Raw genomic sequence first — 19,351 nt, 5'->3', positions numbered from 1 at the left:
AAAAATAGGAGTGGAATAAAAGTGAGTGAAAGAATTTCGAAAGCGAATATGTTTTTGCTAATTATCGTTTGTTTGGCCCAGTTTATCGAGGTCATGAATAGTTCGACGGTCGTTGTAGCGCTCCCTTCCATACAAACGTCGCTTCATATGCAGGCGAACGATTTGCAATGGATTGTAACTTCTTATGTACTGACGTTCGCTTGTTTTTTGATGATAGGAGGACGAGCAAGTGATTTACTTGGAAGAAAACGCGTTTTAATGATTGGTTTGACCATCTTCGCGCTAGCTTCTCTGGCAGGAGCCTTGGCAACAAATTCGGTCTGGTTGATTGCCAGCAGGGCGATCCAAGGTATCGGGGCGGCTCTTTCCATCCCCGCGGCGATGTCGCTCATTAGTAACAATTTCCCAGTCGGACCGCAGCGAAACAAAGCATTCGGGATTTTTGGAGCCTTAGGTTCAGGGGGAGCGGCGGCAGGATCAATAGTCGGCGGTTTGCTAACCGATTCCGCGGGCTGGAGATCGTTGTTTTATCTGAACGTGCCGCTTGGCATCTTGCTCATCATCGGATTATTATTCGTGAAAGTAAGTCCTTCAGTTAAACTCGAAAAACAAACCATAGACTGGTTTGGATTGATTTCCGTTTTGGCGGGCATTTTCATTCTGGTCTATGGCATCTCCATGCCAGATGTCGACGGCAGTTGGTCGGCAGCGAAGATCGCCATGTTGATTGTTGGGATATTGGTTTTGGTCGTATTTGTACTGATAGAAAAATCCGCCAAAAATCCGCTTATGCCGCTTCGTCTCTTCAAGATTCGTTCGCTCGTAACGTCCAATATTATCGGGTTTTTGATGTTTTCTTATGTGACGGGCTTCATGTATTTCTCGACGTTGTATTTCAACGAGCTTGGTTATTCGTCTTTAGCTACCGGCTTGGCCTTCTTGCCGCTGGGTTTGACATCGATCGTCGTAACGCAAATCACGCCGTTCTTCATGCGTAAATTCGGGGCAAAAAGAGTCCTAATCATCACGCAGATCATCAACGCGCTCGGCATGTTTTGGTTAAGCAATATGGATATGGATAAAAGTTACGCGTCATTTATTCTTCCGGCCTTTATCGTGCTCGGTTTATCGATTGGCGCGTCCTTTACGGCAGTTATTGTCGGTTCCGTTCAAGATGTTAATTCCGAAGAACATGGAATTGCCGGCGGAATCGTGAATACGTTCCTGCAATTGGGAGGGAGCTTGGGCTTATCCATTCTGGCCACCATCGCGACTACGGTTACCGCTTCGGCGCATATTAAATCGGCAAACACGGCCTTGTTGTCGGGTTTCCATGCTGCATTAATCGTAAGCGGCTGTTTCGCAATCGTTGCGCTGATTCTTGCTTTCATGAGCGGAGGTAAGAGTAAGAATGCCGCTTCCGTTCCTTTAGAAATGCATGTTTAAAGCTAGATAAAGATATACTTTACCGTATTTCGAAGTAGTTTTTGATGCAGTGATGACAGGTAAGGCTACTTCTCCAGATACCTGTTACGCTCCTTAGATCGAGAGAATTAGTGGAATTATTTCAAGCCTGAATAATATAGAAAAAGGGAGCTACAAATATGATAGTGGAGATGTGGTCGGATATCATTTGTCCCTCCTGTTATATCGTTAAGCGGCGTTTTGAAGCCGGATTGCAGGCGTTTGCTCATCGTGATCAAATTACAATAGTTTATCGAAGTTTCCAATTGGAGCCAACATTGCCGGTGCATCCCAATAAGCATCTATTCAAAATTGATGCCGCCAGACAAAGCACTTTTGTGGAGATGATGGCTAGGAGAAGTCGCGCTGTTGCCGAAACGGAAAAATTAGAAGGACTGCTTTTTAACTATGACAATGTAAAGCACACTAACACATTAGACGCGCATCGCCTTGTCCATTTTGCCAAAAATTTTGGTAAAGAAGGAGTGTTGCTGGACTTGTTGTTCAAAGCTTACTTCACAGATGGGCTGCACATCGGGGAACATGAGACGCTTGTGTCTATCGCCGAACAAGCAGGACTGGAGCGCCAAAAAACGTTGGAAATGCTACTCGACACCAAACGCTATAGGAATGCGGTGCGGTTAGAGCAGCATGTGGCTGAAAGATTAGGTGCGAGAGCTGTTCCTTTCTTCTTGATCAATGACTGCCATGCCCTCTCCGGCGCCCATCCTGTTGCCACGTTTATCCAAGCACTTGAAACATCTTGGGAAGAAGAGGAGATAGCATCACAAGATGACGAAAGTTATATACAGTGACGGAATTTGTTAAGCTAATAGAAATTGCCTGACCTTAATGAACTCGTGCAGAATTAGTTACCATGTAAAGAATACGGAGCCTATAATTGGTGAGCCCATTGTTTGTTCAATCGATATTAAGGAGAATACTAAAAATGGAAAAAGTGAGCATTCATCATATGATTATTTTTAGCCTGAAACATGAGGCAGGTTCAGAGGCAGCAGAAGCTTTCTTGCGAGATGCGGAGAGCCAGCTGACATTGATTCCAGGAGTAAAGCAGTTCCGAGCTTTCCGACTGAAAGCAAACAGCCCTATGGATTACGGAATTTCTATGGTTTTCGATGGCCAAGAGGATTACGCGGCGTATGTAACGCATCCGTTGCATGACAATTTTGAGAATAATCGTTGGAAACGGGAAGCAACACGTGCCATGGTAATCGATTACGATTATTGACACTATTAAGCAATTAAATCAAAAAAAAAATTACTTTTTCATGCTTTCGAGCAAATCGCATATGTCATTAACCAAACGCTTGAAAGAAACAGTTTTCATCAGCAAAGTAAAAGATGAGAAATTCATAATATAGGTTTAAAGGAGGCTTTAAAATGAATATTTCTAATATTCTTGTTGCCTACGACGGAAGTGAGCCGGCAGAGAAGGCGCTCACCCATGCGATAGACATGGCGCAGCATTACCCTGAAGCAAAGTTAACTGTGCTGACTGTCTATAATTTGTCTCCCGATATCGCCCTTGATGTAGCCTTAACAGTGCCTGTCCTTGAACAGGAGTCTGAACTGTTGCATCTGGAACAGGATCTTCTGAAGGAAGCGAGGCGGCGTATCCAAATACTTCCGTCCGCAGAGACCGTAATGCTCGAGGGAAGTCCTGGAGAAACAATTGTTAATTATGCTAAGGACCATTCGTGTGATCTAATCATCGCGGGCAGCCGCGGCCTAGGAGCACTGCGGGAGTTTGTCCTGGGCAGCGTTAGTCATTTTATTTTGAAACATTCGGATGTACCATTGCTTGTGATCAAATAATCGAGGTATCAATCAGTAATCTCAGGAAGATATTTTCCGCTAATGGTGAATAGCATTGGAGCTGCATTAAAGCAGCTCCTTTTACTATTATTAAAGTATCGGACAGATTTATGTGTTGTACTATAGAACGTGTTTTGCGGTGAACTTATCGAATAGGAGATTATGATGAAAATTTTATTAGTTGAGGATGATAAAATTATTGCAACTGGCTTGGTATACTCTCTCCAGCAAGAAGGTTTCGAGACGTTGCATTGCTTGGACGCTGCATCGGCAAAGGAAGCGATTAGAAAACACTCGAGCAGTCTTACACTATGTTTATTCGACCTCTCTCTTCCAGACGGAAACGGCTTCGAGCTCTGCCGAATGGTTAAGGAGCAGAGAGACATACCCGTCATTTTCTTAACAGCCATTGAGGATGAAACGAATGTGGTGATGGGGCTTGATATGGGCGCAGACGATTACATCACGAAGCCCTTCCGTCTCCGTGAGCTGTTCTCACGTATTAAATCTGTAATGCGCAGATATCATAAGCTCCCTGAGAGCAGAAGCATGATTGAGCTTGGTGACATCCGTGTGAACATACGAGAGGGGAAAGTATCCAAGAAAGGTGAGGATGTTCAGTTAACGGCTTTAGAGTACCGTTTGCTGCTTATTTTCTCAAGTCACGCGGGGCAAGTACTTTCGAGGGAGCAGTTGCTAGAGCAGCTCTGGGATGTCGCTGGGGATTTTGTGAATGACAACACGTTGACTGTCTATATTAAGCGACTCAGGGAAAAGCTGGAGGATGACCCTAAAGAGCCTGTTATCATCAAAACGATTCGAGGTTTAGGATACAAGGCGGGTGGTGATTAAAATACTGAGAAATCGTGAAATTCGTATTTTCCTAGGGATCATGTCTGTGATAGGTCTTTGTTTGTCGGCAGTGGCAACTCTTTTCTCGACTTCTGGGGCATGGTTGGTTTTCAGCACCTCCGCTTTGTTTATAGTGACCTATCACCAATTTACGAAATGGAGGTATAGGGAGCTTGAACAACTGTCTAGATACCTGCAGCAAATCAGTAATGGCGATTATGGGCTGGACGTGCGGGATAATCAAGAAGGGGAGCTAAGCCTACTTAAGAATGACATCTATAAAGTGACTGTCAGACTTTCCGAACAGAACGCTTTGCTTGTGCAGGATAAAAGCCGCCTCAAAGAGGCTATATCAGATATTTCTCATCAAATCAAAACACCATTAGCTTCTATGACAGTAATGACCGACCTACTCCTTAATCCGTCATTGTCCGAAGATAAGCGCATAGAGTTTATCAGTAATACCAGTGTTCAACTGGAACGCATGGATTGGCTTGTGTCCTCTCTGCTTAAACTATCCAAAATTGACGCAGGCGTCGTGACATTCAGAAAAGAACATATCAAGGTGGAGGAACTTATCCGGAAAGCCATTCAACCTATTCTTATTCCAATGGACATCAAGGAACAAATCCTATCGATTTCCGGCGACAAATCCGCTAGTTTTACAGGTGATATGAACTGGACTGCAGAGGCACTGATCAATATTATGAAAAACTGCGTGGAGCATACGCCGGAGGGGGGGGCACTTTCGATTACCTATACGGAGAATCTTCTGTATACGGAAATCATTGTGGAAGATACCGGTAAAGGCATCTCCAAAGATGAGCTTCCATATATTTTAAAACGGTTCTACAAGGGAAAGGGCGCATCCGAAGGCAGTGTCGGTATTGGCCTGTCCATGTCACAAAGCATTATTTCAAATCAAAATGGTGATATTTACGTCACAAGTGAGCTGGGCAAAGGGACCCAATTCCAAATCAGATTCTACAAGAGAATCATTTAATAGCGGTTAAGTGACCAAAATGTCACTTTACAGTCACTCCATTGTTAGTTTGGGCAGATATACTGAATCCATATCGATCCATAGGAGGGATTACATTGAGAATTTTAACTATAGAACATCTGTCCAAAATGTATGGCAAAGGAGATACCGCGGTAAAAGCGCTTGACGAAGTTTCATTTTCCGTAGAAAAAGGGGAGTTTGTCGCGATTATAGGTCCTTCGGGCTCTGGAAAATCTACGTTGATGCATATGCTTGGTGGTGTCGATCGACCGACCAACGGAAAAGTGTTCATAGACAATACCGATATATATGCATTGAATGAAACCAAACTGGCTATCTTCAGACGAAGACAAATTGGCCTGATTTATCAATTCTATAACTTGCTCCCCGTATTGACCGTGGAAGAAAACATGAAACTTCCGCTTCTGCTGGACGAGCAGAGAGTGGATGCTAGAAAATTCAACGATTTGGTGGGTTTACTTGGGCTTGGCGAGCGCTTGGGACATCTCCCGAACCAATTGTCTGGCGGCCAGCAGCAGCGCGTATCGATCGGAAGGGCGCTCATGAATAATCCATCCATCATTCTGGCGGATGAACCAACAGGTAATCTGGATAGCAAGAATAGCAGAGAAATCATCGATTTATTGAAAATGCTGAATAAGACCTATAGGCAGACGCTCATTATCATTACCCATGACGAACGGATTGCCTTGCAAGCCGACCGCATCATTGCCATTGAGGATGGAAAGATTGCGAGAGACGAGGTCGTCCGTTCATGAATATCGTAAATAAACTGACATTGCGGCAGTTAAAGTTGAATAAGCGGAGAACGCTGGTCACGATACTTGGCGTCATGATCTCCGTAGCGATGGTTACAGCGGTTGCAACTTTGTTCTTTTCTTTTCAGGGACTGATGCAGAAGCAAGCGATCGCAAACGATGGCTTGTGGCATGTGCGCTACCATGCTGTAAACCGAGATCAGTTAGCAGCGATTAAGAAAGATGAAGCGACGAAAGATGTTATCCTTAACAAGAAACTCGGGTATGCAGAGTTACCTGAAGGGAATAATCCCTACAAGCCCTATTTGTTTGTTGAAGCCTACAATTCACTCGGGTTTACTTCTTTCCCCATTGAGCTAACGCAAGGACGTTTTCCAGAAAATTCTAATGAAGTTATCATTTCCAGTGAGATTGCAGACAATGGAGGCATTCACTATCACATAGGTGATATGCTGACCCTTCAAGTCGGTGAGAGATCAGATCAAACTGGAAAAGGTGAAATCTTAGATGAAAATAGCTCTATACAGATGGTAAATGGCCAGCGCAAAGAGGCATTGATCCATACAAATTCGATAACTTATACGATCGTAGGTATGATCAAGCGCCCGATTTTTGAACCAGCCCAGTCCCCGGGCTATACGATTATCTCTTTTGTGGATGCAGCTGGGATGGGACCTGAAGATTCATTGGATACCAATGTCATTTTAAAGAAGATAAATGGTGCTTTGTTTACGCATGCCGCCGATTTAGCGAAACAAAATAACATCAAAGTGGTGGAATTTAATGAGCCTTTGCTTCGCTTCTATGGGATAACGGATAATGTGCAATTGTATCATACTTTAGTCTCATTATGCGTGATTATTACACTGATTATTATGGCAGGTTCCGTTGCTTTGATCTATAACGCCTTTGCGATCTCCGTTTCCGAGCGTTCCCGATATCTAGGTATGCTTTCCAGTGTGGGAGCTACGAAGAGGCAGAAACGGAACTCCGTTTATTATGAAGGAGCGGTCATAGGCTTGATTAGCATTCCTCTGGGACTTCTTTGCGGATTAGTAGGTATGGTAGTCACCTTCTGGGGTGTAAATTCAAGTATTCAGGGAGCCTTCGGCATTAATCAGGACTTTCGTGTCGTGGTTACACCTATGTCCATCATGATTGCGATCACGGTTTCTTTGTTTACCATATTTGTATCGACGTATATTCCTGCTAGAAGAGCATCCAAGATATCCGCTATGGATGCGATTCGGCAGACTATGGATATTAAACTGTCAGGCAAAGATGTCAAAACCTCAAAATTTGTGCGTCACGTGCTCGGAATTGAAGCGGAGTTCGGATTGAAAAACCTGAAAAGAAACAAACGTCGCTATCAAGCTGTGGTTCTTTCATTAGTCATCAGCATTGTATTGTTTTTGTCCGTATCATTTTTTACAGCGAATTTAGAGAAAACATTCAAGTTGTCCCAAGCAGATATCAACTACGACTTACAGGTTTCGGCGTCTGCTGAGAAACCTGATTTGGATCAGGATCATATCCGTTCCATTGTATCGCTAACCCATGTGACCGAATACAGCTTAGTAAAGCGTATCAACTTTGATAGCCTGATTCCCGCCTCTTACGTCCCAACCCTTGTAAGCAATTGGTTCGACAACATCGGTCAACCGAGTCAATCCGGGAAGTATGCGTACCAAGTAGAAGTGAGTGCTCTAGATGATGAACATCTTCAGTCTTATGCAAAGCAGACAGGAGTCGATTTCCAAACGCTAGTGAATCCAAAACAGCTATCCGCCATCGTTATTAATACAACTTCCTATCAGGATAGCTTATCCCGAAAATTCATAGAGACGTCGGTGTTGAATGCAGTAAAGGGAGATTCCATTGAACTAGGAAATGATAAGTTCCCTAAGGTGCGTGTCGCGGCATTAACAAATGAAGCGCCTATGGGCGTAACTTTGTCGAGGGAGTCAATCTCGCTAAAATTGATTGTATCGCAGAGGGTGCTCGATGCTCTTTATCCGAAAGATTCGGATGAGCTATCCCTGAACTTGTATCTCAAGAGTACGGATCCACTGGATACCCAGTACAAAATTCAAAAGCTCAACAGCCAAGTCTATGTGTATAACATCTTCCAGGCAAGAAGGAATAACGAGCAAAATATGTTACTGATTGATGTTTTCACTTACGGATTCGTAGCTTTAATTACCATTATCTCGATCGCGAATATTTTCAATACGATCTCCACCAGCTTGATCTTGAAGACGAAAGAAATCGCTATGCTTAGATCAGTTGGCATGACACCCAAAGGTATCAATAAGATGATTCATTCCGAAAGCGTCTTTTATGGGATCAAGTCGCTAATCTATGGATTGCCGCTCGGGGTCATGGGGATGTATCTCATTTATAGGGCTTTTATGGGGAGATTCAACTATGGTTTCAGCCTTCCTTGGTCAAGTCTCATCGGTGTGTGTGCCGCGGTGTTTCTCATTGTCAGCGCATCGATGGCGTATGGGAGCACGAAGGTCAAGAATGTCAATATCATTGATGCATTGAAACAGGAGAACGTGTAAAGTAAAAGAATAAAAGGCCTTCTGTCCTGTAACGAGGATGGAAGGTATTTTTTGTTTTTTGGATTGGGAGCAGCGGGGTTGGCTACAGTCGAGATATGAAGGGCTACATGTTACCGTTGTAGAAGTTTCCAAACACAAATGGAAATTTGTTGCTAGTTTTGATAACATGTCTTTGAAAGGAATGAGGCATTTCCTATGGAGAAAAGCAGGATATTGATTATAGAAGACGAGAAGGCGATTGCCGACTTGCTTGCATATGCTTTAAATAAAGAAGGCTTTCATACGATGGCAGTGAATACTGGCTCTGATGGACTACGTCAAATTGAGACTTTCAATCCTCAGCTGCTTCTGCTCGATTGGATGCTTCCGGATATGAGTGGACTGGATATTTGCCGTAAAGTAACCGCAGCACAGAACCTGCCAATTATTATGATTACAGCCAGATCCGATATTACGGATAAAATTGTTGGATTAGAGTTCGGGGTCGATGATTATATCACTAAACCGTTCGACATGCGGGAGGTCGTAGCCAGAATCCGCAATATCTTGCGTCGTATTCAACAGTTAGATCGGACATTGGAGGAAGGGCCAGACGTCAGAATACAGCTTGGAGATATAGAAATTCTCTTGGAAGAAAGATTGATTCGGAAAAATCATGTAACGGTTGAGCTGACTCCGAAGGAGTTCGATTTGTTAATTACTTTGTACAAGTTCAAGGGCAAGGTATTTACTCGTTCGGAGCTGTTGGATGTAGTATGGGGATATGACTATGCAGGAGACACGAGAACAGTAGATATTCATGTTCAACGACTTCGGAAAAAATTAGATTTAAATGCATGGATTACAACGGTTTTTGGCGTGGGTTATAAATTCGAGAAACAGGTGGATGAATCCCATGTTTTTAACGATTAAAGTTAAGCTTTTATTAGGGCTCTTTATCATTTTTCTCATCGCGCTGCTATCGTTAAACCTTTTTATTGTACATATTATAGATGACAGTAATGAGAAGATTATCACAGAGGATTTGATTAGTCTAAAGAAGAACAGCAATATATATATCAAGCAAACATTTCTGATTAATCACTTTACCAATGATCAAATCTATTTTCAGCAAATTGCAAAGGAAATGGTGGAAGAGTTACGCCAAGTTTCTTCGAATGAAATTAGTGCGTACACCGTAGAGGGTCAGAAAATATATACAACGAATCTATTTCACAGTAATGAGACCACTGAGAATGATTTGAAACAAGCCATGAATGGCAAAACAGCCTACACGATTTCTTATGTAAACGGTCTGGCTAACGTCTATTTCGCCTATCCAGTCGTTATCGATGGGAAAGCTGTGGGGATATTGCGTTTTTCCAGGGATTTTACTTTGCTTTATGAGCAAAGTAAACAAATTATTCGGGTCATTTATTACATGACGATTGCGATTTTTGCAGCAGCCTTTTTGTTTTCATATCTATTATCGAGACATATAACCATTCCTATAATTCGACTGACACAAGCGTCTACGGAAGTCACCTCGGGAAATCTTAACATCGATATTGATGTAAAAAGGAAAGATGAAATCGGACAATTGGCATTTAACTTCAGCAAAATGCTTAATCGAATAAAAATTCAAATCCACCGCATCGAAAAGGACCGCGATCGGCTTGGAGAGCTGAATCTCCATCGCAAACAATTTTTCGATAATGTTACACATGAATTAAAGACACCTTTAACCTCCATTCTCGGCTACGCCGAAATGATTAGGGCAAACGGTTGGAGCGACGAGGATTTCTTTGATAAGGGAATGAATCACATCATCGACGAAAGTAAACGGCTTCATGAACTGGTGTTGAAGCTATTGGAGCTTTCAATGGAATCCGCCTCCGAGGAGCCATTTGAATGGTGCGATATCGGGTCAATTCTTACGAGCGTAAGTGAAGCAATGGCCTTTAAAGCACAACGATATCAGAAGTCTATCCGCAATGAGATTGAGGAGGATCTGGCGGTCCTAGGAAATAAGCATAAGCTTCGACAACTATTTATCAATCTTCTTGATAATGCGATTAAATATGGTTATCCGCATACAACAATTGAAATTAAAGCAGAAATTCGCTCAGAAATGGTGAACGTGATCATGACGAATCAAGGGGAAACATTAAGTAAGCAAGATCTTGACCTTATATTTGAACCATTTTACCGAGGCGAGAAGTTAGAAGGGCAAGAACGAGGGAGCCGAGGCTTGGGCCTTGCGATTTGCAAGTCGATTATTAATGATCATAGTGGCTATATCCAAATTTCTAGCGTGGATCAGCGCATCCAAGTCAATATTCAGCTGCCCTATGAAAGATCGGAGGGCAGCGAATTATGAACCATAGCATGTTCCGATTGTTTATGACCTGCCTGCTTATCGGCATGATCCTAACTGGCTGTGCGACGGAGTTGGAACCCAAAACCGTCATTATTCCAGAAGCCGAACCAAGCAGTGAGCCGATTAACAAAGAATTTGCCGTAAATAAAATCTATAAGCTTTCGACGACCAGAGATGGGCCAGAGGAATACCGCGGAGACAACAATTTTTTAGGATGGAACGATAATAATCAATTAGTTGAAACGATTCGAATCGGGTCCGTCAGAAGCATCGCACGTGTCGATTTTCAATCAGGCGCAGCTCAAGAAATAAAGAACCTGCCTGAAACGGCACAATGTATCTCTCTTTCGCCGGACGGCGTTCAGCTTGCATATTTTACAGATGAAGGGTTACATAAGCTCATGCTTGTGAACTTGTTAGACCAGACAGAAACAAGCCTGTGGGACAAGAAGGACAGCGGTAATAAAGACTGCACGCTTCACTGGTCTGCGAATAGCCAATATCTTTCCTTTGTCACTTTGGATAAAGGGGAATTGGATCCACGCATTCATAGGTATGACGTGAAACAGAAGGGTACGAGCGTATTCAGTATTCCTGGATGGACGGTATCGAATAGTAAGCTTGGTGAAATTTCGGATGAAGGCGAAAGGGCTTTGATCACCAAACATGTCAAAAATGATACTTACCTCGTGTCTGGACGTATAACGGACAGCGGGTTCATTCAGGAATATGAACATCCGCTCGGGGGAGGTCAGGCATTCAGTTACCTGAACTCGAATCAAATTCTGTTCGCTAGTGCGGATGGCAGTTTAATTCTATACGATCTTCGCAATTCGACAACAATGACGTTGATGGAGCATATTGGTACCTTTCAATTATCGAAGGATCATAAATATATCGTGTATGCGAAGGAACAAGGGGATATTTATGCAGCCAAGTTTCAAGGCAATAGCCTTGTTAACGAAAAATTGTTGTATAAAGGCTGGACCCCAGATCACATGCAGTGGAGTCCTGATAATAAAAAAATTGTCTTTATGAACAGGAGCCATCCAACAGAAGTGACTAGTAAACCGCTGTCGGCTCCTGCCCCTGCTCCGGATCGGGACTATGATGCTCTTCTAATTGCATTACAATAAAAAACCAAGTTGGCATGAAGCCGATTTGGTTTTTTTGTCGCGCGTTATGATTTAGATACATTTTGTTTACAAGTTGGAGAAGTCTCCGCAACATCTATGATTTATAAATAAATAGTACACGATTATAGAGGAGATGAGCATTTTGAAAAAACGATTATCTTTGATTCCTAGTATTGTGCTCGTAATGAGTTTGGTTGCTTGCAGCAATGGAAATAGCAGTGAAATGAGTCCTTCAGCTATACCATCTACGGGAGTTACCGCGAACAATACCAGCAATGATCAAACACAAGCAAGTCCTCCAGGCACTCCTGCCGGCGGTAAAAAAACTATTGCCTTCTCATCGTATTTTGATGAGGATTATCTCCATGAGGCCGAGAAGAAATATGAAGCCATGCATCCGAATATCGATATCCAGATGACCTATGCGCACCCCAAAGGCAATGATGCGAATTGGGATACGGACGATGAAAAATATCTGAAATCGATAAATACGCAAATGTTGGCTGGTAAAGGCCCTGATCTGCTCGTGCTTGATGAGTTGCCCATGGCGCAATACGTGAATAAGAACATGCTGGTTAATATAAGCGACATGATGAATAAAGACTCATCCTTCCACAAGGAAGATTATTTTAACAATATTTTGGACAACAGCAAGGTCAATGGCTCATTATTCGGGATGCCTTTAAGTTTCTATATGTTTGGCTTGTTCGGTGACCAGGAGGCGATCGAGAAATCGGCCGTTACCTTCGATGATAATAGCTGGACGTGGAACCAGTTCCTGCAGGCGGCCAAAGTGATGAAAACGCAAGGCGGACACCCTTACGTGATTAACTACTATACTGGAGGGTTACTGAATGAGATGTTTCATGAGTCTTACACCACATTTGTAGATGAAGGAAATAAGAAGGCGAGCTTTGATTCTGAACCTTTTGTCAGCTTAATGAAGCAAGTCAAACAGATGGCAAATGAAAATATCATATCTCAGGCCGGGTCGTATGATACGTTTTTTTCTTTTGATAACATCTCTTCCATAAATAACTTTATTTTCCACAGGTCAACCTATTCAAAAACGAAATTATACAGCATTCCAAAAGGAGAGGGTATGAAGCCTGGCGGATACTTCCTGCCTAGACAAAAAGTCGGCATCAATGCGAAGTCGCAGGTTAAAAATGAAGCATGGGATTATATGAGGTTCCTGTCGTCGGATGCCGTCCTGCCGGGAGGCTTCCCATTGAATAAAAAAGCGTATCTCCATGTGACTCAGCAAATCCTCAAGGCCGGAACGATAAAAGCGCCTGAGGAAGGGCAGTTACACGGCAAGGAATTTAAGGTGACGGAAGCCGATATTAAAAAGATGGATGCCTTCATTTCTGATGCGACGAATCCTCTCGTTTACATGAATTCCAAATTGGACGAAATCATCGCGAAAGAATCGGAAGCTTTCTTCAAAGGACAGAAATCAGCTGAGGATGTGGCTAAACTGATCCAAAATAAGGCTACACTCCTTTTGAACGAATGAGACCCTTGGCGTTGAAGGAGTGGTTGTCCGCATTCCTTTTTATGATACCTAGCCTATCCGGTTTTTCTATTTTTTACTTGATACCACTAGGTATGGGTTTTGTGTATTCATTCATGGACAGCCCAACAGGCGGCTCTTTTGTTGGGCTTCACAATTATGCGGTATTGTTCCATAGCGGTTCTTTTCTAAAGGCATCACAAAACACGCTTCTATTCACAGGACTTAGCGTTCCGCTCCTCATTCTTTTGTCATTGCTGCTCGCGCTAGTGCTTAATCAGCCCATTTGGATGAAACAGGCATTGCAAACGGCTTTTGTCCTGCCATTAGTCGTTCCTTCAGCTTCCATTGTCATGATATGGAGCATCTTGTTCGATTGGAATGGCAGTGTGAATGCCTGGCTGAATCATTTTCATCTGGCGAGAGTGGATTGGATGAAGTCAGAATGGTCGATGAGTGTCGTTATACTCGTTTTTATATGGAAAAATGTTGGCTATAATATGATTCTGTTTTTAGCTGGATTACAAAGTATTCCAAAGGACTATTACGAAACCGCAGCCATGGAAGGGGCAGGACTATTTCGGCAATTTACCCATATTACCTTGATTTATCTGACGCCAACCTTATTCCTAGTCCTCTTCATGTCGATTATTAATTCTTTTCGCGTATTTCGGGAGACCTATCTGATCGCAGGCGACTATCCGCATGATCGCATCTATATGCTTCAGCATTACATGAACAATATGTTTCAATCGTTGGATATGCAGAAGCTTACGGCGGCTGCCACGGTCATGGCTGGAAGTATATTGGTGCTCGTTTCCATTATGCTGGCTGTTGAACGGCGGTTTCGTAATTTCATGGAGTAAGCGAGGTGCAAGATGCACAAATTTTTATTCGTAAGACAATTTGGCTTGTCAGTGGTTGTAGCGATTATCGCGGTTATCATGCTGTTTCCGATTCTTGTCACGTTCACGAATGCCTTGATGTCGGAACAAGAGATTCGTTTCAATTATGATCTTCTTGGCAAGATGATCGACGTCACAGATGGGCAGAAGAACGCTTTCGTCAACCTAAAGCTGATACCGGATTGGGTTTCCTTTGAGCAATTTGACCAAGTGTTGATAAAGAATCCCGTATTTTTGAAAATGTTCTGGAATTCCGTTGTGATGGTCGTCCCCATTATCGTGGGGCAGATGATCGTTGCATCTTATGCGGCCTACGCGTTTGTGAAGCTGCGTTTTCCGGGGAGAGACAAGCTGTTTTTTTTGTATCTCCTTACGATGCTGATGCCATTTCAAGTGACGTTGGTTCCTAATTATCTCATTGCCGATAAGCTTGGGTTGCTAAACACGGCCGCCGCGATCATTCTCCCCGGTATGTTTAGCGCTTTTGGAGTCTTTATGCTAAGGCAGTTTATGCTGCATATTCCAATTGCCTATATAGAAGCGGCCAAAATGGACGGTGCAGGTCATGGGGTCATTTTTCACCAACTGATCCTGCCGTTGATTAAGCCGGGATTGGCGGCGCTCCTTGTCTTGTTATTTGTAGACTATTGGAATATGGTGGAGCAACCGCTTATTTTCCTTCAGGACTCTTTCATGCAGCCCTTATCACTATACTTATCAAGAATAAATCAAGAAGCTCGTGGTGTAAGCTTTGCGGCTTCTGTTCTCTATATGGCTCCGATTGTCCTTTTATTCGCCTATGCGCAATCTTATTTTATTAGAGGGATCCAGTTATCCGGCATCAAAGGGTAGCTGGTTGCTGCCGAACTTTGGCAAATTCCCCAGGAGGTAGATTCATCCTTGCAAGAGATAGAGAATGGCAATCGACGCCGGCAAACAACGATCAAAATTCTGGCGTCTATTTTTATCGGCGGACTAATTATTTGTACATTGTTCAGCAATACGCTGCTTACCATGACTTTGCCAAAAGTAGCGACGCTGTCGGTACAAAAAGGAGCATTGAGCTACACATTTACAGGCAATGGCACGATCAACCCCAAGCAAATCACCGCTTTAACTCAGAGTGCTGGAGAAAAGGTAGAGAAGGTTTATGTAAAAGCAGGAGATCGCGTCATGCAAGGCCAACGGCTGATCAGTTACGACAGTTCGGAGGCACAGTGGGAGATTGAGGACCAGCAAGCTAGCTTGCAGAAGCTGAAGCTTGCGGCGGACGACCTGCAAACCTTATTTAAGGAGGCAAATCAAAATGCGAATCAAGCTGATATCAATAGGGCGAGAGTAGCATTAGAAAATAATGCGCTGGATCAGGAACTTCAAACCAAGAAAATTCAAAGATTGCAAATGAAGCTGGCAAACAACCAGGAGCTCAAGGCTCCTTTTGACGGGTTAATTGTTACGGTGAATGCGAAAGAGGGATTGTCCACCAATAGCGATGGGCCAGATGTCCGTATAGCTAATGAAAGCAGCGGTTTTGAGCTCGAACTCCAAATTCCTGCTTCGCAATCTTCCAAATTACAAATAGGTGAAAGTTTAGAGGTATCGATTCAAGGCGCAGCCATGAAGGTGGAAGGAAAAATTACCGATATGCAGAACGTCCAGTCCATCCCAGGCGATAAAGAAAGTTTGGCAACCTCCAATTCGACCCAGAAGAACGTGCATATTGCAATGATGGATAAACGTTTAATAGGTGGCGAACAGGCTCAAGTGAATGTGGTCAAAACAGCTGCTTCAGACACGTTATTAATTCCACATAAAGCCATTCAAGAAGATACGGAAGGTCCGTTCGTCTATACGGTTGAGGAACGAAAGGGCCCATTAGGCAATGCTTTTTATGCCAGAAAAACGGCAATCACGGTAACGGATGACGATGGGAAGTCAGCAGCCGTCGGTCAAGGCCTATTTGATCAATCCTCCATTATTATGGAGAGCAGTGAACCGCTGAAGGATGGCAGTCGAATCCGCATATAAATTATTTTTAAGAGGGGATGGAGAAAATAGATGAAAAAGTTAAATATTCCTTCAAAGGTTTCCATAGCTGCAGCTTCGTTGACCCTAACTTTTATGTTAACCACAGGATTACCTGCCTATGCTGATGGGGACGAAAGTAAGATAATACCAACCATCGGGCGTGTAGTCTGGCAAGATGGCCTCAGTTTTGAACTGAAAAACGTACAACTGGTACCTGATCAGACTAGTCAACTGGCAACATATACTGTCATCGTGCATAACGACGGGAACTTCGGAATTCTGTTATCTGATTATTGGATCCGTTTGAAGAGCCGATCGGGCTCATTCTTTCCCACCAAGATGAATCCCGTGGATAAAGACAAGCAGCAGATTGCTCCGCATTCTAGCCAAGAAATTAGTTTCTATGCAAATGTGAATGATTCCACCAAGCTTCAAGAGCTGGTGTTTCAAATTAATAAATGGAATTTCAGTTTGCCTGGTTATGAACAACATCTTGGCGAAATAAGTATTCCTGCAGATTACAGCATGGCTGTCCCTGCGGGCAGCAGTCAGACTCTTCTTATAAATGGCGTTCCCGTGGATGTTCAAGTCTCTCGATTCCTTACTAACAAGAATGAGAATAACAACGTTCCGACCGTCTATATCAAGTTGGTAAATACGGGGAGACAACCTACTAAGGTGTCTGGCTATATCTTCTATATGCGTTCCTCCGACGGACGCCTTTATCCTCTAGAGGCAAAGGAAGACAAAGATATGACTATTAATTCGAATGATTCCGCAGAGATTCAGCTATTTGGATCTATTCCAACCGACGTGACCACGAATACCTGGGAGCTTGTCATGAGCAGCACAGTGAAGGACAAAGACCTCATTATCCATTTACCGGTTGCGTCTTTTCAGCTGCCTCAAATAACGCAGCCGGAAGTTGGAATTACGGGACAAGACTATACATTTGTCGATCAAAACGGTCTCTATACCGCTCAGTTGAAGAGTTTAAATCGACAACCTCTAAATGATCAGGATATGCTTACAGCTGAGTTAGTTTTTCGCAATCAAGGGGATCACTCCTTACCTATTCCCAATCTAACCGGCTACTTTCTTTTGGACGGCGGCATTAAAATTGAAGCGAAAATGATTCAGATGGCCAAGTCAATCGGAATGAACGCAGGAGAGAGTCTAACTGTGCAATTTATCGGTAAACTTCCTTATACGACCTCCTTCACGGACGTAAAGCTTTTCTTGCAGCAGATAGAAGAGGGAGTTGAGAGAATGGATGTATTGTCATTCTCTAACTTGAAGGTGAGGCAGGACGTTCCATACGTCGACCAAACAGAGACATACACCATAAGTGAGGCTGGACGCAGAAGCAAATATGCTATTGCCGGAACCACTCTCTATGAGAGCAGTTCCTCTGAACTGTTTGTAACCCAAGTTCATATTGAGAACTTAGAGAAGCGCTATTCTTACTTACCTAAGCTGGTTGGCTATTATCGCTCCAAGGACGGATCAATATTCCCGGCAACCATCCAGGTAGTAGATAGCCAACTGAATCCTTCCAGCAAGGCCCAAGTCACTGCGTGGACCCGACTTCCCAAAGGTTACAGCACTAAAGGATTACAGCTTGTTCTAGGGGAAGCGATTCAAACAGAGGCAGAAGGCATCTTACAAAATAATCTTACGAACAAGTCCAATACCCAGAATAACAATGTCGGAAGACATTCAAGTGACGTGCTGTACGTGAAGCCTGTTGCCTATTGGCTGCCAGATGCAATGCAGAATGTCATGACGCAGTTGAAGGATGTAAATCTGTATCCTTTTTCCATTTCTTTGAGTCAAATTGCGACATCCATATCTGGCAACGAGCAAGGAATAAATGAACTCACATTAAAATTCAATTATGAAATAATCAAAGATACGAGCGTGGAAGCGAACCTGGAAGGTCATAAGCTTATACTTTCATTTGAAGATCATGACGGTAGAATGGCGTTCGAACGTGCCTATGATGTGAAGGATTTTGAACCTAAGGCTTTAGATGACGATCAAGCGGGTAAAACGCGTCTTTTACTTGGGAAGCATGATAGTTTTGCCATTAAAATTATAGATAAAGACCTTATTTATCAGCAGCAATTTCTTAAACAGTACACCTTAAAAATGTATGATGAATTCCAAGGCCATCGCAACCTTCTCGCCAGTCAAAAAAACGATTGGTTTGCCACAACGGATTAACGTTGCAACTATATAAGTAAAATACTCACGTAAGAAACGAGAAGGAGATCAAACAGTCCCATATAAAAAACTGATACTTGCGAGTGACATTAGAGGAACCATTTTAATGTCAATCTTAATAATGCCTCCTAAAATGAGTATTGAGGGCTGCATCCCTGTACATACTCATCTTAGCGAGGCGTCCTTTTTTATACAAGTTCACACTACTAACACCTACAGCAATGTTAAATGGGCAGTTTAGAGCAACAACATCTTCCCTGATGCGTATCTATTTATAAGGTAATTTTTCCTTTATTTTCTTTCCAATGCATAAAATCTTCGAGGGAGAGACGTAATGAAGAAAAGGCTTATTATCCTACCCATTATTGCGCTACTTATTATACTGGTAGCTACAAAGCCAAGCTCAAAAGACTATCATGCATATCTTCAAGCAGAACATGGATTGAATTGTGAAAGGGCAAGTGATAAATGTATTCATACAAACCTCGATTTAATGTCTAATCATATTCGTTCCTTGCAATTTTTCATGATGGCAAAAACCCAAATTTTCGGAGACGAGAACAATAAAATAAGAGTAATAGGAGTTTTTAATCATTTCTTTGTTATTCAAAACAAACTTAAACCACAATAACGGGAAACACTTATAAGTGCTTTGAAGTGTTCCGCTAACGTAAGAACGT

17 protein-coding genes are annotated in these 19,351 nt (G+C 42.9%); all 17 read left to right on the top strand.

Features of this window, described 5'->3' with window-relative positions:
• The first annotated feature begins 21 nt into the window (after positions 1 to 21).
• The 17 genes from J2736_RS07555 to J2736_RS07475 all read left to right on the top strand — a co-directional run bounded on the left by J2736_RS07555 (position 22) and on the right by J2736_RS07475 (position 19,302).
• A complete protein-coding gene (locus tag J2736_RS07555; RefSeq protein ID WP_310224932.1) occupies positions 22 to 1,446 on the top strand; it encodes an MFS transporter in 1,425 nt (474 codons plus the stop codon).
• A gap of 158 nt (positions 1,447 to 1,604) precedes the next feature.
• Positions 1,605 to 2,279 (top strand): DsbA family oxidoreductase, encoded by a 675-nt coding sequence (locus J2736_RS07550; RefSeq protein ID WP_310224930.1) that lies wholly within the window; start codon positions 1,605 to 1,607, stop codon positions 2,277 to 2,279.
• Between the two features lie 134 nt (positions 2,280 to 2,413).
• Complete coding sequence (locus tag J2736_RS07545) at positions 2,414 to 2,713, top strand: Dabb family protein (RefSeq protein ID WP_310224928.1); 300 nt, start codon at positions 2,414 to 2,416, stop codon at positions 2,711 to 2,713.
• A 152-nt stretch (positions 2,714 to 2,865) separates the two neighbouring features.
• Positions 2,866 to 3,300, top strand: a complete 435-nt coding sequence (locus J2736_RS07540; protein WP_310224926.1) for a universal stress protein — start codon at positions 2,866 to 2,868, stop codon at positions 3,298 to 3,300.
• Positions 3,301 to 3,465: 165 nt separating this feature from the next.
• Entirely contained in the window at positions 3,466 to 4,152 is a 687-nt protein-coding gene (locus tag J2736_RS07535) for a response regulator transcription factor (RefSeq protein WP_310225263.1), read from the top strand.
• Position 4,153: 1 nt separating this feature from the next.
• Positions 4,154 to 5,155, top strand: coding sequence for a sensor histidine kinase (locus J2736_RS07530; protein ID WP_310225261.1), 1,002 nt, complete (start codon positions 4,154 to 4,156; stop codon positions 5,153 to 5,155).
• Between the two features lie 95 nt (positions 5,156 to 5,250).
• The gene (locus J2736_RS07525) at positions 5,251 to 5,934 is read left to right on the top strand and encodes an ABC transporter ATP-binding protein (RefSeq protein ID WP_310224924.1); all 684 of its coding nucleotides are present in this window, start codon (positions 5,251 to 5,253) and stop codon (positions 5,932 to 5,934) included.
• Entirely contained in the window at positions 5,931 to 8,501 is a 2,571-nt protein-coding gene (locus tag J2736_RS07520; RefSeq protein WP_310224922.1) for an ABC transporter permease, read from the top strand. The genes J2736_RS07525 and J2736_RS07520 overlap by 4 nt, the downstream gene beginning before the upstream one ends.
• Before the next feature lie 195 nt (positions 8,502 to 8,696).
• Entirely contained in the window at positions 8,697 to 9,413 is a 717-nt protein-coding gene (locus J2736_RS07515; RefSeq protein ID WP_310224921.1) for a response regulator transcription factor, read from the top strand.
• Positions 9,397 to 10,860, top strand: coding sequence for a sensor histidine kinase (locus J2736_RS07510; RefSeq protein WP_310224919.1), 1,464 nt, complete (start codon positions 9,397 to 9,399; stop codon positions 10,858 to 10,860). The genes J2736_RS07515 and J2736_RS07510 overlap by 17 nt, the downstream gene beginning before the upstream one ends.
• Entirely contained in the window at positions 10,857 to 11,996 is a 1,140-nt protein-coding gene (locus tag J2736_RS07505) for a TolB-like translocation protein (RefSeq protein ID WP_310224918.1), read from the top strand. Before J2736_RS07510 ends, J2736_RS07505 begins: the two co-directional genes overlap by 4 nt.
• Positions 11,997 to 12,138: 142 nt before the next feature.
• Positions 12,139 to 13,515, top strand: coding sequence for an ABC transporter substrate-binding protein (locus J2736_RS07500; RefSeq protein ID WP_310224916.1), 1,377 nt, complete (start codon positions 12,139 to 12,141; stop codon positions 13,513 to 13,515).
• Positions 13,512 to 14,378, top strand: a complete 867-nt coding sequence (locus tag J2736_RS07495) for a carbohydrate ABC transporter permease (RefSeq protein ID WP_310224915.1) — start codon at positions 13,512 to 13,514, stop codon at positions 14,376 to 14,378. Before J2736_RS07500 ends, J2736_RS07495 begins: the two co-directional genes overlap by 4 nt.
• 12 nt (positions 14,379 to 14,390) lie before the next feature.
• Positions 14,391 to 15,269 carry a carbohydrate ABC transporter permease gene (locus J2736_RS07490; RefSeq protein ID WP_310224913.1) on the top strand — a complete coding sequence of 293 codons (879 nt, stop codon included), beginning with the start codon at positions 14,391 to 14,393 and terminating at the stop codon, positions 15,267 to 15,269.
• Between the two features lie 48 nt (positions 15,270 to 15,317).
• The gene (locus J2736_RS07485; protein ID WP_310224911.1) at positions 15,318 to 16,445 is read left to right on the top strand and encodes an efflux RND transporter periplasmic adaptor subunit; all 1,128 of its coding nucleotides are present in this window, start codon (positions 15,318 to 15,320) and stop codon (positions 16,443 to 16,445) included.
• A 30-nt stretch (positions 16,446 to 16,475) separates the two neighbouring features.
• Positions 16,476 to 18,671: a hypothetical protein gene (locus J2736_RS07480; protein WP_310224909.1), complete on the top strand. Its 2,196-nt coding sequence runs from the start codon at positions 16,476 to 16,478 to the stop codon at positions 18,669 to 18,671.
• Positions 18,672 to 19,005: 334 nt separating this feature from the next.
• Positions 19,006 to 19,302: a hypothetical protein gene (locus tag J2736_RS07475; protein WP_310224907.1), complete on the top strand. Its 297-nt coding sequence runs from the start codon at positions 19,006 to 19,008 to the stop codon at positions 19,300 to 19,302.
• The last annotated feature ends 49 nt before the right edge of the window (positions 19,303 to 19,351 follow it).

The sequence above is a fragment of the Paenibacillus qinlingensis genome (assembly GCF_031455095.1).
In the GTDB taxonomy this organism is placed as follows: domain Bacteria; phylum Bacillota; class Bacilli; order Paenibacillales; family NBRC-103111; genus Paenibacillus_E; species Paenibacillus_E qinlingensis_A.
This window is presented reverse-complemented; position numbering and strand designations above follow the sequence as displayed.